The sequence below is a fragment of the Chryseobacterium aurantiacum genome (assembly GCF_003020585.1).
In the GTDB taxonomy this organism is placed as follows: domain Bacteria; phylum Bacteroidota; class Bacteroidia; order Flavobacteriales; family Weeksellaceae; genus Chryseobacterium; species Chryseobacterium aurantiacum.
The window spans coordinates 955,782-969,585 of record NZ_PXUE01000001.1; the positions used below are offsets into that span (position 1 = coordinate 955,782).

The following is a 13,804-nucleotide window of genomic DNA, read 5'->3' on the forward strand; positions in this document are numbered from 1 at the left end:
TCTATATTTTGTGAAATAAATATATAAATAATTGAAAAACAAGGCAAATTATAAATCTAAAAATGATAATATTAGATTTTTATATCTATTTTCCATAAAATGATTGTGGATTTTATAAAATAAAAACTCTCCGGATTCGGAGAGCTTTTTATTATTCTTGAAGCATATTGTCCCTTGTATTTTTCTGGACGGCGATGGCCCCAAAAAGAGCAAGCAGAAATGCGAAGGCATAAAACCCTTTCTCACTTGGTAGTATGGTAGCATTCCAAAGTCCGATGGCCAGTAGTATGATGGAAGATAATGTTGCAAACCAGCAGATCCCATAGTAAATATCAGTTACCTGAATGTTTTCTAATTTATCACGTACCGCTTTTTGTAAGGATACTACTGCAAATAAACCGTATAATAGGATGGTGAAATAGTAGCCTTTCTCATTCAGCAGCATTTCAGCCCTTACAAGACCTACAATATAACCAACCATTCCGGCTCCCAATGCAATCCAGGATGCAGCGACAAATGCATTCGATACTCTTTGTTTTTTCATGAATTAATGTTTTGTTTAAAGGCTAAATATATTCATTTTTTGCAAACATCGGTATGGTTATGAGAAAATATGGGAAAAATACGGGACATAGACAAAAATTTTAGCCCCGATAGAAGTGGATACTCCACAGCAAAAGCAAGGAATTTGATGGATTAGGATAGGGAAAGCAAGGTGTGAGGAGTATGAACGGATAGCGGGATTAGCTTATATAAAATAAAAACTCCCCAAGAATGGAGAGCTTGTTTATTATTGGATAATATATTCGTAATTATATTGAGCGGAAAGGCTTCCGTTGGCTTCTTTTGAGATCACCTGTACGGGGAAACCTGCGCTGTTGTATTGTATGGTAGATGTTCTGTTTTGACCTTCTATCCAGTTACCAGTAGTTTTGCGGCTTATCTTTTCATTCAGATAATTGTTTTTGCTTATAACATGAGCTCCTGCCATTGTAGTTTTTAGATATTTGTTTAGATTGGTATAGGGGTTCTGTTTATCATCATAAGAGTAAACAATTTTAGTGCTAGAATCAGATCCTCCACCCGTTGAAATTTCTGATGAAATATTGTTTCCATTATATACATAAGTATCAACAATCGGATCGGAGCAGGTCGGTGATTGGCAAAGAGAGGTAGAGGTCACCTGCCCGTTGGTATTATAAGTATAGGTTATCGTTCTGTTGTTATAAGGGTTAGCGTAGATTGCTTTAACCGTAGTCAGCTGATCTCCATTATAAATATAATCTGAATAATAATCTAAAGTACCATCTTCTCTAAAATAAGTGGTTTTTGAAGGTTTTCCGGCACTGTCATATTCAAAAACCGAAGCTCTGCCTTCTGATATAGTTTTGATTAATTGCCCCTGACTGTTATAACTCAATGTTGCTACGGAAGTTTCAGGTTTGGATGGATTGTCATAATAAACTGTGGTCACCTTACTTAATAATAATTTTTCTGTAGTTCCGCCTGCATCATTATCATCATTACTGCTACTACAGCTGTTAAAAAATAGAGTAGCACCGGCCAACCCCAGAAATAAGTAATTCTTCATGTTATTTTTGTTTCAAAAATAAGGAATACCAGTAGGTTTGAACATAAAAAAATCCCACTATTTCAAGGTAGTGGGATAATATCATATTTTAAGTAAATCTTAGTATCTGTAGTACTCAGGCTTGAATGGCCCTTTTACGTCTACTCCGATATATTCAGCTTGTTCAGTAGAAAGAGTTTCAAGCTCTACGCTTAATTTCTTAAGGTGTAAAGCAGCTACTTTTTCATCTAAATGTTTAGGTAGCATATACACTTCGTTTCCGTAAGCTGCAGAGTTGTTCCAAAGCTCGATCTGTGCCAAAGTCTGGTTAGAGAAAGAGTTAGACATTACGAAGCTTGGGTGTCCTGTTGCACATCCCAGGTTTACTAGTCTTCCTTCAGCAAGGATGATTACTTCTTTTCCTTCAATTGTATAGATGTCCACCTGAGGCTTCACTTCAGATTTAGTCTGACCGTAGTTTTGGTTTAACCAAGCCATATCGATTTCATTGTCGAAGTGACCGATGTTACAAACAATAGCCTTGTCTTTCATTTTAAGGAAGTGCTCTCCTCTTACAATGTTGAAGTTACCCGTTGTAGTAATGATGATATCAGCATTGTCTACCACAGTATCTAATCTTTTTACTTCATAACCGTCCATTGCAGCCTGAAGCGCACAGATTGGGTCAATTTCAGTAACTGTGACAATAGAACCAGCACCTCTGAAAGAAGCAGCAGTACCTTTACCTACGTCTCCGTATCCGCAAACTACCACTCTTTTTCCTGCCAACATTACGTCAGTAGCTCTTCTTACAGCATCCACTGCAGATTCCTTACATCCGTATTTGTTGTCGAATTTAGATTTAGTTACAGAGTCGTTTACGTTGATAGCTGGCATTACTAAAGTTCCGTTCTTCATTCTTTCGTAAAGTCTGTGAACTCCGGTAGTCGTTTCTTCAGAAAGACCTTTGATATCTTTTGTAAATTCAGGGTATTTATCAAAAACCATGTTTGTTAAATCTCCACCATCATCCAAGATCATGTTTAATGGCTTTCTGTCTTCACCAAAGAATAAAGTCTGCTCAATACACCAGTCAAACTCCTCTTCATTTAATCCTTTCCAAGCATAAACCGGAATTCCTGCAGCAGCAATAGCAGCAGCAGCGTGGTCCTGTGTAGAGAAAATATTACAAGATGACCAAGTAACTTCAGCTCCTAAAGCTACCAATGTCTCGATAAGCACAGCCGTTTGGATAGTCATGTGAAGACATCCGGCAATTCTTGCTCCTTTAAGCGGTTGAGATGGTCCGTATTCTTCACGGATAGACATCAAACCTGGCATTTCTGCTTCTGCAAGGGTAATTTCTTTTCTTCCCCATTCTGCAAGGGAGATATCCTTAACTTTATAAGGAACGTATTGTGTTGTAGTACTCATATGTAATGAATAATTTTAAATTCAGTTGATAATGAAAGGCAAAATTACAATTTATAATTAAGATAAAAAAACGACAGATGAATTTCAGTTTCATGAGATTAAACATGACTTAAAATTATTTAGTCTTAATCTAAATAACTACTTTTATCTGATAAATAATATCTTATGAACCATACCAATACAGAGAAAAAAACAAAACCTGTTGCTCCAAAAGTAAAAGAATTGATAGCCAATACAAAAAGTGTAATTCTGGCTACTGTAGATGCAGAAGGAAATCCCAATTCCAGCTATGCACCATTTGTACAGGTAGAACATACATTTTATATCCTGGTTTCTTTTATGGCAAGGCATACAAAAAACCTTTCAGAAGGAAGAAAAACCTCTGTGATGTTTATTGAAGATGAATCTGCCACAAAGCAGATCTATGCCCGTGAACGTCTTACACTTGAAGCAACCACTTCTCAGGTAGAAAGAGATTCAGAGACATGGAATAATGTTATTGCGAAACTTAAAGCAACCCACGGAAAAGTAGTAGACGTTATTTCTGAAATGGGAGATTTTATCCTGATTGCTTTACAACCGGTAAAAGGTTCTTATGTAAACGGATTTGGAAGCGCTTATTTTGTGGATTCAAATCTTGAAATCATTGAACATAGAAATGATGTAAATCATCAGTCTAAATAAAAAAAATAAGGGCAGGAATTTAGGTGTTGTGTTATCTATGGCTGATTATAACTTCCATCTTCCTGCTCTTATCTTCTCTTCTTTCATCCATTTTCTCTTTCCACATCTTTTCACTATTTTTATCGAATAAAAAAACGATGCCCCTTTACCGAGATTTTTCTGATGATAATGCCACAATCCTTGTTTGGAAGTATGATGAGAGCGAAGAACTTGATATCAATGAACTTCTGGAGCCGGAGAATGCCGAAAAAGTAAAAGATTATCATCCTAAAAAATTACTGGAGGTATTGATGGTGCGTAAACTTTTAAAAGGCTTAAAGCCTCACTCCAAGATCTTATATAAAGAAAGAGAGCCTTTTCTTTCTCCCAATGACGCGGAAATTTCCATTACCCATTCCTTTCCTTTTGCAGCCATTGCGATCTCTAATAATAAGATAGGAATAGACGTAGAAAAATTCAATCCTAAGATTTTAAGGGTGATTGATAAATTTACGTATGAAAATGAACGGGGTTTCATTCCGGAGGATAAAGCGGATACTTTTTACACCATTATCTGGAGTGTAAAGGAAAGCATGTACAAAATTCATCATTCTAAATATTGGTCCCTAAAGAAAAACTATGAAGTAAAGCCATTTGAGCTGAAGCATCTTCATAAAATAAGCTGCAGGGTATATGATGAGCAGTTCTCAGATGAATTTAAAGCCAGAGTTGAATTTTTTGATGACTATTGCTTTACGATTGTGGAGGAGTAGCATGCTTTTCACTTCTGTATTTTTCGATAACCTTTCTCTGTTCTTTGGCAACGTCATAGATCAATTCCAGAATATCGTGAATATTTTTAAGTTCCGTCAGATGGGAAATTTTGTCGGGATCTCTTCTGTCCACAATTTCGTTTTCCTCAATCTCGGTTTTCCTTTTCATAAGCATATCTTCAATGGAAGAATCTTCCGGCTCAAGGCGGCTTTCCATCTTAAGAGCTTCATTCACATCATCTCCGTTTAAAAGAGTTGACGTCTGTTGCATTTCTGCTTCTATTTTTCTACTCCAGCTCTCGGCATCTATCTCCGGATATTGTTCGTTGTTTTTGGAGTATTGAGACAGAGATGCAGTGTAAGCCGTAACAAGGTGTGATGTTGCTACAAACTGATGAACGACTTCCAGTTTTTTCTGCTGATTTTTAGGATCAGAAATCATTCTCTGGAAGTTGTCAGAAAGATTGGCCAGGGAAATGATTGCATTTTTTCGTTTTACTTTATAATCTTCAATATCAAAATCTCCCTTTAGGAACTTAGAAATTACACTTTGAAAATAGATGAGGTTATCTGCAGCAGATTTTTTCATCAGATCAAGGTTTTGGGTATGCTCCCAAACAGGCAACACAATATAAGAAACTGCAAAGGCAATAATTCCGGCAATGGCAGTATCAAAAACCCTGTCCTTGAAGATAATGTTTACTTTCCCAGGATTTAAGAAGTTAAAACTTAGGAAAACATAGATCGTCATGAATAATACCGCCCAAAAGTAGCGTCCTTTCAAGAAACTGAAGCACATAATCATACTGATAAGCAGAATGGCAAACAATACTCCGTTGATATGTATAAAATGCAGAATAATATAGGCAATTGTAGCTCCGGTAACCGTTCCATAGAGACGAAGCAGGTTTCTTTGCTTGGTAATGGAGTAGGCGGGTTTCAGGATGGCCGTAATGGTAATTAATATCCAATACGTGTGTCCCAGTCCCAGAAAATCAAACATGGAGAAAATATAACCCAGTAACAGGGCTGTTGTAATTCTTATTGCATGGCGAAATTGAGAAGAAGATAATGAAATATTATTTCTGAGAACCTTAGAGTTAAGCTTAGGTTCATTAGGCATAAACTTTTTAAGGTCTAATCCGGTGGATAAACTTTTTGCCAGCTTTACGTTTTGGGAGAATACTTTATAAATTTCATTAATCTCTTTTGTAATTTCATTGATGCGCATCAGGATTTGACGCAGAACCATGAAGTTTTCCAGACTGTCTGAGGACAGCTGCTTATTTCTGAGTTCGAAGTAATTATAATTAAGATTCTTTAGTTCAAGTTCAAGGTCAAACATTGGTTTTGCTCTTGTTCCGCTTTGGAGTGCAATTCCAATATTGGTTATTTCTTCAGCCAGAAGATTCAGATAATCGTGAATATTGACAAGGATCATACTGTCCTCAAAGCTTTGCTGTAGCTTTTGGTAATCACTTTCAGAGGTCATCAGCTTCTCATGAAGGTCCATAGAATTCAGAAACATCAGCATCAACAAACGGCTGGTTGTTGTAGATTCATTAACGATGGTTCTTGTTTTGAAAACGGTTTCTCTGGTTTCTTCCTGAAGGTTTTTTATTTCAATCTGCTTTGCAATAACCTGAGTCGTAAGCTTGTTGAAGTCAGGATTTTTTTGATAATAACTGGCTTTTATCTTCAAAAATTCAGCCAGCTGAAGATAGTTTTCTCCAATCATCTGACTGGCCAGCTTATAAGGACGAATGGTGGTTACGATAAGGAATATCAGCAAAAACCAAATACATCCGCAGGCAAAGATCAGTAAGCTTTTAAAAATGTCACTTCCTGTAAGGTGCCCATCAATAAAGATCGCCAGTACAACAAGTGATAAGGAACCTACAGCAGCCAAACGCTGGCCATACACTCCAATCAGGGAAAAAAACATACCGAATACAACAATTTCAAGGAGAACCAGCAGCTTAAAATTCATTACCAGACTTGCAATCAATGCAACAAATACAAAACAGCAGATTGCAAAGGCGAGTGCATTTCTTCTTCTGATAAAAGGTCCGGGTTGATCGGTAAGTGCTACAAAGCTGGTTCCAAGAGGGAAGAGGAAATATTCTTTTAAAATTCCAAAGTGGGCAAGAACCAAGCAAGGCAGAACAGTGGCTAATGTAATTCTGATAGCAGAATACAAGTACTGACTGGTTACAAATTTTTTTAGCTCTGCCGAATAGTTCATACTACAAAAATAGCTATTGAATTTAACAAAATAGCCATAAAGAAGAGACTTTTATAAACTTAAATATTATATTTTTTTAATAATGGTAGTCTTTCAGAAATTAATAAGCAAAATGAATTGACCATTCAGGATTGACGGGTGTAGAGCGCTAATCATAAAAAAAGCCTCATACATATTGATGAGGCTTTTTTATATAGTTGTTTCAGTTCTTAACGATCGTTGTTGGATGTTTCATCTCCAATGTTCCAGGTAAGCCCGAAACGAAGTGTGTTATCCAAAGCACTGTTTACTTTTGACATATTGATCAGGTAGGAAAGATCCAGTCCGAAAGAACGGTACTTCAATCCAAGACCGGCAGTTGCAAACTGTCTTGCTCCCTGCTCTTCACTTTCATGGAAATAACCCCCTCTTACAGAGAAAGCATTGTCATATGAATATTCCAAAGCTCCACTATACATGATGCTGTTTTTGTTCTTGAAAGATTTTCCGATACCGGCCATTGGACCTACGTTTGGAATTTCATATCTAGGCTGTCTATCCGGGCCCATGCCTACATATTCTGATCCTGGAACCAAAAGCTTTGATCCTTCGAAGCTAATTCCTATTCTGTTAAGATCATCCATATACATATCATATCCAACCCCTAATCTTGCCATGGTAGGAAGATAAGATCTGGACTCTTCGTTTCCTGTATAATCCAGTTTAGGACCTAGGTTCTGTACGGCAAAACCTGCATTCAGTTTACCATCATATCCTCCGAAACTTGAGAATCTCTCGGAAGTATAGTATCCTGAAATATCTACAGCAAATGAGTTTGCTGCTTTAAGTGTAGTATCTGTATTGAATCCTCCGGCTAAGTCTGAACGGATAAATCTACCTGTTACAGCCATTGAGTAGGAGTCAGAAAGTTTTAGACCGTAAGCAACATCAATAGAGAATTCATTAGGCTTAGATACTCCCATTGAGGCAACATCTGTTCCTACCAACTGAGTCAGGTCTACCTGTCCCATATTGAAATAATAAATACTTGCAGAGATGGTAGATCTTTCATCCTGTCCCAGGAATTTATGGAATGCACCATATAATAAGAATACATCATTGGTAAGCTTGCCCATATATGGTGTATAGGATAGACCTACGGAAGAACTTGTTCTGCTAAAAGGGTATTTAGCTGCATTCCAGAATTGTGAGAATGCATCAGGCGAGGTTACTACCCCTTGATCTCCCATACCTCCTGATCTTGCGTCTGGTGCAATTCTTAGGAAAGGAGCTCCGGTTAGTACAGGGTTTATTTTACCTAAATCTTGCGAATAGCCTAGAAAACCAGCACTTAACCCAAATCCTAAAAGCAGTTTAGTAGTTAAATTCATATGTTGTCTTTTATATATTATCAGTTTTTTATTAATATTATTATCTATTGTATTAATTAATTATTTCAAAAGTACCATTTTTTCTACAGCTGTAGCACTTCCTTTGCATTTTTCTTGATTTTGACTTTTTGCAAATATCTTAAAAATATACGTACCTTTTGCAACTGTAGCCCCAAAATCATCTCTTCCGTCCCATTCTATAGCTTGGCGAGGGGTTCTAAAGCCCTGTAGGAACGGTTCTGCTACTACCGGTTGAGATAAAGTTCTTACCAATCTTCCGGTGATTGTGTAGATTTGCACATTCACATCCAGGATATCATCACAGTTATGTTCAAACTGAATATACGTCTTATTGGTAAAAGGATTTGGCCAGTTTAGTGGACGGTTTATTGTCAGATGTTGGTCTGACTCATCCTTAACCTCAAAATTTAACGTAGTAGTTGTAGAATTATTGTTTATATCCCAAACTTTAAATGTCAATTGATGTTGTCCAATAGCCAGATTCCTGAAAGGGTAGGTTACGTTTCCTTTTTGATAGTCGGCAAGGCTTGGATTTAAACATCCGTTTCCTTCCCCTGAGGCATAGAAATCATTTAAGATAACCGTATTGATAATTTGGCCATCCAGATATACCGTAATGTCATGTCCAATCCCTGATCCTGTAGAATTGATTCCTGTATCATCCGTAAGACAGGCTAGCAACATTGGGTTTTGGTTCGTGATTCCACCATCTGCAAAGTTGGTGTTATTCATGTATAGCTTTACTTTTGGCGGCTGATTGTCATTTACCCCGTTAGGGTTAATATCTCCTACCTGTACAGACTGGTTATTGAACACATCCATTACCTTATTATCTGCATATCCCAATAATCTTCCTTCTCCTACTGCGTAGTTAATATCCTTTGGAACATAGAATTCTGCAGTAAACACACCGTTTACAGCCATTCCAGAAGCCTTTACAATAGCACTTCCTTCTTCTGTGTAATCTAGAATAGGAGACAAGGACCCGTTATTATTCAGGGTCTTTTTATTTAATCTTTTATCAAAAATATTGATGGAAACTCTACCGTTAAATGTATTGTTCAGGGTTCCGTTCGGGTTGTTGATGTGTCCCTTGATTTTTACAAAGTCTAATCCTCTGATTAATCCCGGAACAGGAGTTTCAATATTATCAATGGCTAGTAGTCTTTGAGGTCTGCTTAGCTTCATGGCAGGGTCACCCAGGAAATTTACCCTTAGGTGGTTGGCATTGGCTCCTTTTTCTTTTCTTGCATTTAAATGGGCATACCCTAGAGTATTAAAATCATCACTGGTTAACTTGAATATATTTCTTGTAAATACATCTGTAAAGTCACGTCCATAATCTACCCCAATAGCACGGCTGGAAGTAATCATTGAAGCCGGACCTCCTTGCTTCAGTTTCATGAACTGCTCTCCTGCAGAATTTGTTGCAGGTTCATCCCACAATGTAAACTCACATGTTATAGTAGATACAAGCGGGAATCTGCTGTATACATTAGAAAAGTTATTAGAGTTCTGGATCTCCGTACTGGTTAATACTCTTTCCTGTGCCCAACCGTTAATTCCTCCATGTCCGAAATAAAACAGATAAAGACTGTTTCCTATACTATTGGAGATAGCCTGATTTACCTGTGGATACCTCGGGCCTCCTGATGTACTCTGAATAGTAAAGGCATCCTGATATAATTTCTTGACATTATATTCCTTAAGAGTCTGCACTCCTGGTTGTTCAAAAAGACCGGATAATGTATTGTTCATTACATTATGGAATGGTCCTCCGCCTTCCCCGTTGTCATCCACTACGAAGTCAAGTCGCATACGCCATTCTCCAAAAGGACTGGATTGCCCCGGAAGTGAGTTATAATAAGCAAGGGTTTTGTCAATCATGTTCCCTGCTTCCGTAATATTGGCCGCCGGAATTCTGCCTACAGGAAGATCCGGTAAATTATGTTCAACAAATAAGGTGGTTTGTGGCTGAGTCATTACAATATAGTCATCCGTAACAAATGAGGCTATATAATCTGAAGAGTGCTCACTCTGATAAGAAGTAACAACGTTGGTATTATTTGGAACCCTGTTTTTATAATCATAAGAGGTATCCCCAAGAATAAATACATACTTAAGTCTTCCGGCCGGAGTATTCAGCTTGGTTACGAAATCTCTGATAGCAGTAAGGTCTTTGCTTCCATTCCCAAACTCTTCATAGATCTTGTTTACATCTACAATCTCTACCTTATAGTTATTTTTTGTTTGGTGATAATTGGCCAATCTTTGTGCCTGTCCCATCATTTCAGGTACAGTAAGGATAAGATAGTCTATGGCCTGCAATGAAGAAAGGTTCTGATTAGAAATTCGTCCTACAAACTGTGGGGTGAAGGCAGCATCCGCACGAAAAGCCACAAACTCATTATTGAAGTTCTGGTCCGCAGCAATATAACCGAAATTGAAAGATCCTGCTCCCGCTTTATTGACCCTTCTGTTTACATTGGTAATATCCGTAACATCCCATACCTGCTCAAGAGCCGATGCGTTGGAAACACTAAATCCATAGTTTGTGTTGCTTCCGCTTAGAATAGAATAATCCCTGAAGTTCATCTGAGAACCATTAAAAGCCAGATTCTCCTTATACTGTACTTCAACATAATCAAGGTAGAATGTTCCGTTAGGATTTTTAGCAATATTAGGATTGTATTTAAAAGTAATCTGGTTTCCTGTAAGATTGGTGGTTGTTCCGGAATAAAGAATCGGGAAGAAAGTATACTGATAGCTGCTTGTATCGGTAGCAACCGTTTGAGAAAACGGAGGAAGATCATTAAGCTTAATCTCAATAGAATTCTGTTGAGATCTGTAACCTATTACTCGCGTTCTATATCTTATTAGGTCATTGGGCTGAATAGGAGAATTGGTAGTAAGAGTGATTACCTTTTCAGAACTGAAAGGAGAATCTTCTACCCATGTTCTTCCTACTTTTAAAAGGTTTTTCTGATCATTGTTGATGACCTGGTAGTTGTCATACCTTGTAATAAGCTGGGGAGGGAGAGTTCCGTCAATAGCCTGAACCCTTTTTCCCATACCTTTATCAAAGTTGATATAATAATATGAAAAATCATCATATATATTTTTCAAATTGTTGCTGGTGTCAGATCTTGTTTCCCTTCTCTTAATACCGTTTCCGTTAGAAGTATCATAAAGATTATATCCATCCGGACCCTGTGCATAGAAAAGAGCGTAGTCGCTGTCATTCCATATTCCGTCGTCTTCACCTACTACCTGAATTGCATTTTCTTGCAATGAACTGTATCTTGGGTCTTGGTTAAACTCAGGAAGCATATTTCCACCATTTCCGTAAATTCTCATGTTTTTTGGATTTACAGAAGAGGGATTAATTCCGTTATCTCTTAAAAATTGTGCTGTAACTTTAAAGACTCCGGACTTATCAACTTTTATTTTGTAAAAGTTACCACTAGACAGTGGATTGCCGGTTGTTCCTATCTTATAAACGCCTCCTGAAGTATTCAAGGGAGTGGAAGCTTCTGAAACATTAAAGGAAGACAATCTCTGGATACGTCCTTTTACATTTTTAAATAAAGCAACATTAATACTTGCATATCTTTCTCCATCTAATGTATAATAAACAACGTCTGCAATGTCATGATCAGGAAGACTGCTTCGGTCTAATTCAAATAAATCCTGGTTAGAAACACTCTCCCAGGTAAAGTCTGAAATCTTTAGCTGGTTTTCTCCTATTTTTTGCTTAGTTACTATAAAAACATTATTTTGGCTGAAAGAAAAACCTTCATTTTTGAAATTTGGAAGATTTATTTTTGTGTCACCAAAATCCTGAATTTTGGAACCATTCCATTCTATGGTGTTTCTTTGAGCGTAAAGTGCTGATGTAAAAGCGATTAAGGATAAAAGCGTGATTTTTCGTCTCATGTTTATTATTGAAATTGCTAAATTACAAAATAAATCAAAAATTTAGAATTAAATTGTGATACAATAAAATTAAATTGTTAACGTTTTTCAAAAAAATCAAATCTTTATTTGATTTATTGAATAATTTATTTTTTCTTTGTACTCTTGAAAATATTTATATCGACTATGAAAAAACTAAAGTTGTTTTCATTAATAGCATTAAGTTCTACACTTGCATTAACCAGTTGTGGCGGATCCGGAACCAGTAAAGGAGGTGGTACCAAAAAATTTGTCAGTAAAACGGGTTGGAAACCAAACGAAAAACAGGGTTGGTTTTTTGCAGGAAAGCAACAGAAGCAGAAGGGTTGGCCGGGAATGGTATATGTAGAAGGTGGAACTTTTACAATGGGATTAGTGAAAGATGATGTTATGCACGATTGGAATAACACACCGCGAAGAATGCAGGTGAGTTCATTCTTTGTCGGAGAAACTGAGATTACTAACTATGAATACCGCGAATACCTTACATGGTTGAAGTATGTATTCCCTCCAAGTGACCCTAGTTTTAAGGAAATCTATAACGGTGCTTTACCGGATACCTTATTATGGGACAACAAACTAGCTAGAAACGATTATAATGAGACCTATCTACGTTCTCCGGAATTCGATTACTATCCGGTTGTAGGTGTTTCTTGGACTCAGGCAAACAGATACTGTGAATGGCTTACAGACAGAGCTAACGAAAAAGCTTTGATGCAAGCAGGTGTTATTGCTAAGGATTTGTATATCAACGAATCCAATAACCAAGGAGGTACTGCATTTAACATGGATAAATTCAAAGCGAATGATCCAGAAATGCAAGGGTATATCAACGAAAAAAGAATGCAGCAAAAATCTGGTATGAAAACAACCAACCAGAGATTATTATCTGCAAACAGAGCTCCAAACTCTGCAATGGTTCAAAAATTCAGACTTCCAACAGAAGTTGAATGGGAATATGCAGCTCTTGGTATGGCTAAGAATAGAGAATACAACCAATACCTAGGTAAAAAACCTGAAATCGAAAGATTAAGAGGAACCAAAGGAAAGGAGAGAGGAATGTTCCTTGAAAACTTTAAAATGGGTAAAGGTGACTATTCTGGTATCGCAGGATGGAAAAACGACGGATCTGCACAAACTTCAGACGTAAGACAATATCCATCTAACGACCTAGGAATTTATGGTATGTATGGTAACGTTGCAGAATGGACTGCAGATGTGTACAGACCTATCATTGATGAAGATTACAATGACTTCAACTACTACAGAGGAAATATGCCTCAGGCTATTGTAAGAAACGGAGACGGAACTTACAAAATGGTAGATGAAGGTACTATTAAATATGATACATTAGCTGACGGAAGATTAGTATATAAAGGTCTTCCTGGGCAATTCGAAAGAGAAACAATTGCTGACTACAGAAACTATAGAGATGGAGACAGACAGTCTTCTCTAGAGTACTATAGAGCTTCAGATTCTACTTCAGGATTCGATATGTATAACGCTCCTAAGAAAAGCTTTGTTGTAGATGCTAACGGTAGAGTGAAAATGCAGAAAGATGGCAAAGACAGAACTTCCGGAATTTCTAACGAGGTTAGAGTAGTAAAAGGAGGATCTTGGCAAGATACAGCATATTGGCTGGATCCGGGACAAAGAAGATATAAAAATCAAGGTAAAGCTTATGGTTGGATTGGTTTCCGTGTTGCACAGGATGCTAGAACTAACGAAAAAGCTAGAACTAGAAGATAATATTTATCAAAAAAAATACTTAAAA

9 protein-coding genes are annotated in these 13,804 nt (G+C 37.1%); 3 read left to right on the plus strand and 6 right to left on the minus strand.

Features of this window, described 5'->3' with window-relative positions; all coding sequences use genetic code 11:
- Window positions 1–151 precede the first annotated feature (151 nt).
- From yiaA to ahcY, 3 genes are all read right to left on the minus strand, one after another.
- Window positions 152–544: an inner membrane protein YiaA gene (gene yiaA, locus C7D53_RS04340; protein WP_106915139.1), complete on the minus strand. Its 393-nt coding sequence runs from the start codon at window positions 542–544 to the stop codon at window positions 152–154.
- A gap of 246 nt (window positions 545–790) precedes the next feature.
- A complete protein-coding gene (locus tag C7D53_RS04345; protein ID WP_106915140.1) occupies window positions 791–1,591 on the minus strand; it encodes a hypothetical protein in 801 nt (266 codons plus the stop codon).
- A gap of 99 nt (window positions 1,592–1,690) precedes the next feature.
- Window positions 1,691–3,004, minus strand: a complete 1,314-nt coding sequence (gene ahcY, locus C7D53_RS04350; RefSeq protein ID WP_106915141.1) for an adenosylhomocysteinase — start codon at window positions 3,002–3,004, stop codon at window positions 1,691–1,693.
- Between the two features lie 165 nt (window positions 3,005–3,169).
- Between ahcY and C7D53_RS04355 the strand changes: the two genes are divergently transcribed.
- Window positions 3,170–3,688: a pyridoxamine 5'-phosphate oxidase family protein gene (locus tag C7D53_RS04355; protein WP_106915142.1), complete on the plus strand. Its 519-nt coding sequence runs from the start codon at window positions 3,170–3,172 to the stop codon at window positions 3,686–3,688.
- 137 nt (window positions 3,689–3,825) lie between these two features.
- Window positions 3,826–4,440 carry a 4'-phosphopantetheinyl transferase family protein gene (locus tag C7D53_RS04360; protein ID WP_106915143.1) on the plus strand — a complete coding sequence of 205 codons (615 nt, stop codon included), beginning with the start codon at window positions 3,826–3,828 and terminating at the stop codon, window positions 4,438–4,440.
- Here C7D53_RS04360 and C7D53_RS04365 read toward each other — a convergent pair.
- The 3 genes from C7D53_RS04365 to porU all read right to left on the minus strand — a co-directional run bounded on the left by C7D53_RS04365 (window position 4,421) and on the right by porU (window position 12,012).
- Window positions 4,421–6,685: an FUSC family membrane protein gene (locus C7D53_RS04365; protein WP_106915144.1), complete on the minus strand. Its 2,265-nt coding sequence runs from the start codon at window positions 6,683–6,685 to the stop codon at window positions 4,421–4,423. The genes C7D53_RS04360 and C7D53_RS04365 overlap by 20 nt on opposite strands.
- A gap of 209 nt (window positions 6,686–6,894) precedes the next feature.
- Entirely contained in the window at window positions 6,895–8,055 is a 1,161-nt protein-coding gene (porV, locus tag C7D53_RS04370; protein ID WP_106915145.1) for a type IX secretion system outer membrane channel protein PorV, read from the minus strand.
- A 60-nt stretch (window positions 8,056–8,115) separates the two neighbouring features.
- Complete coding sequence (porU, locus tag C7D53_RS04375; RefSeq protein ID WP_106915146.1) at window positions 8,116–12,012, minus strand: type IX secretion system sortase PorU; 3,897 nt, start codon at window positions 12,010–12,012, stop codon at window positions 8,116–8,118.
- 165 nt (window positions 12,013–12,177) lie between these two features.
- Here porU and gldJ point away from each other — a divergent pair, with 165 nt between their 5' ends.
- Entirely contained in the window at window positions 12,178–13,779 is a 1,602-nt protein-coding gene (gldJ, locus tag C7D53_RS04380) for a gliding motility lipoprotein GldJ (RefSeq protein WP_106915147.1), read from the plus strand.
- Window positions 13,780–13,804 lie beyond the last annotated feature (25 nt).

Excerpts from the sequence above, each read along its gene's own strand:
- C7D53_RS04355 (WP_106915142.1), top strand. The coding sequence starts at position 3,170 with ATGAACCATACCAATACAGAGAAAAAAACAAAACCTGTTGCTCCAAAA.
- gldJ (WP_106915147.1), top strand. The coding sequence starts at position 12,178 with ATGAAAAAACTAAAGTTGTTTTCATTAATAGCATTAAGTTCTACACTT.
- C7D53_RS04360 (WP_106915143.1), top strand. The coding sequence starts at position 3,826 with ATGCCCCTTTACCGAGATTTTTCTGATGATAATGCCACAATCCTTGTT.
- porV (WP_106915145.1), bottom strand. The coding sequence starts at position 8,055 with ATGAATTTAACTACTAAACTGCTTTTAGGATTTGGGTTAAGTGCTGGT.
- C7D53_RS04345 (WP_106915140.1), bottom strand. The coding sequence starts at position 1,591 with ATGAAGAATTACTTATTTCTGGGGTTGGCCGGTGCTACTCTATTTTTT.
- porU (WP_106915146.1), bottom strand. The coding sequence starts at position 12,012 with ATGAGACGAAAAATCACGCTTTTATCCTTAATCGCTTTTACATCAGCA.
- yiaA (WP_106915139.1), bottom strand. The coding sequence starts at position 544 with ATGAAAAAACAAAGAGTATCGAATGCATTTGTCGCTGCATCCTGGATT.
- C7D53_RS04365 (WP_106915144.1), bottom strand. The coding sequence starts at position 6,685 with ATGAACTATTCGGCAGAGCTAAAAAAATTTGTAACCAGTCAGTACTTG.
- ahcY (WP_106915141.1), bottom strand. The coding sequence starts at position 3,004 with ATGAGTACTACAACACAATACGTTCCTTATAAAGTTAAGGATATCTCC.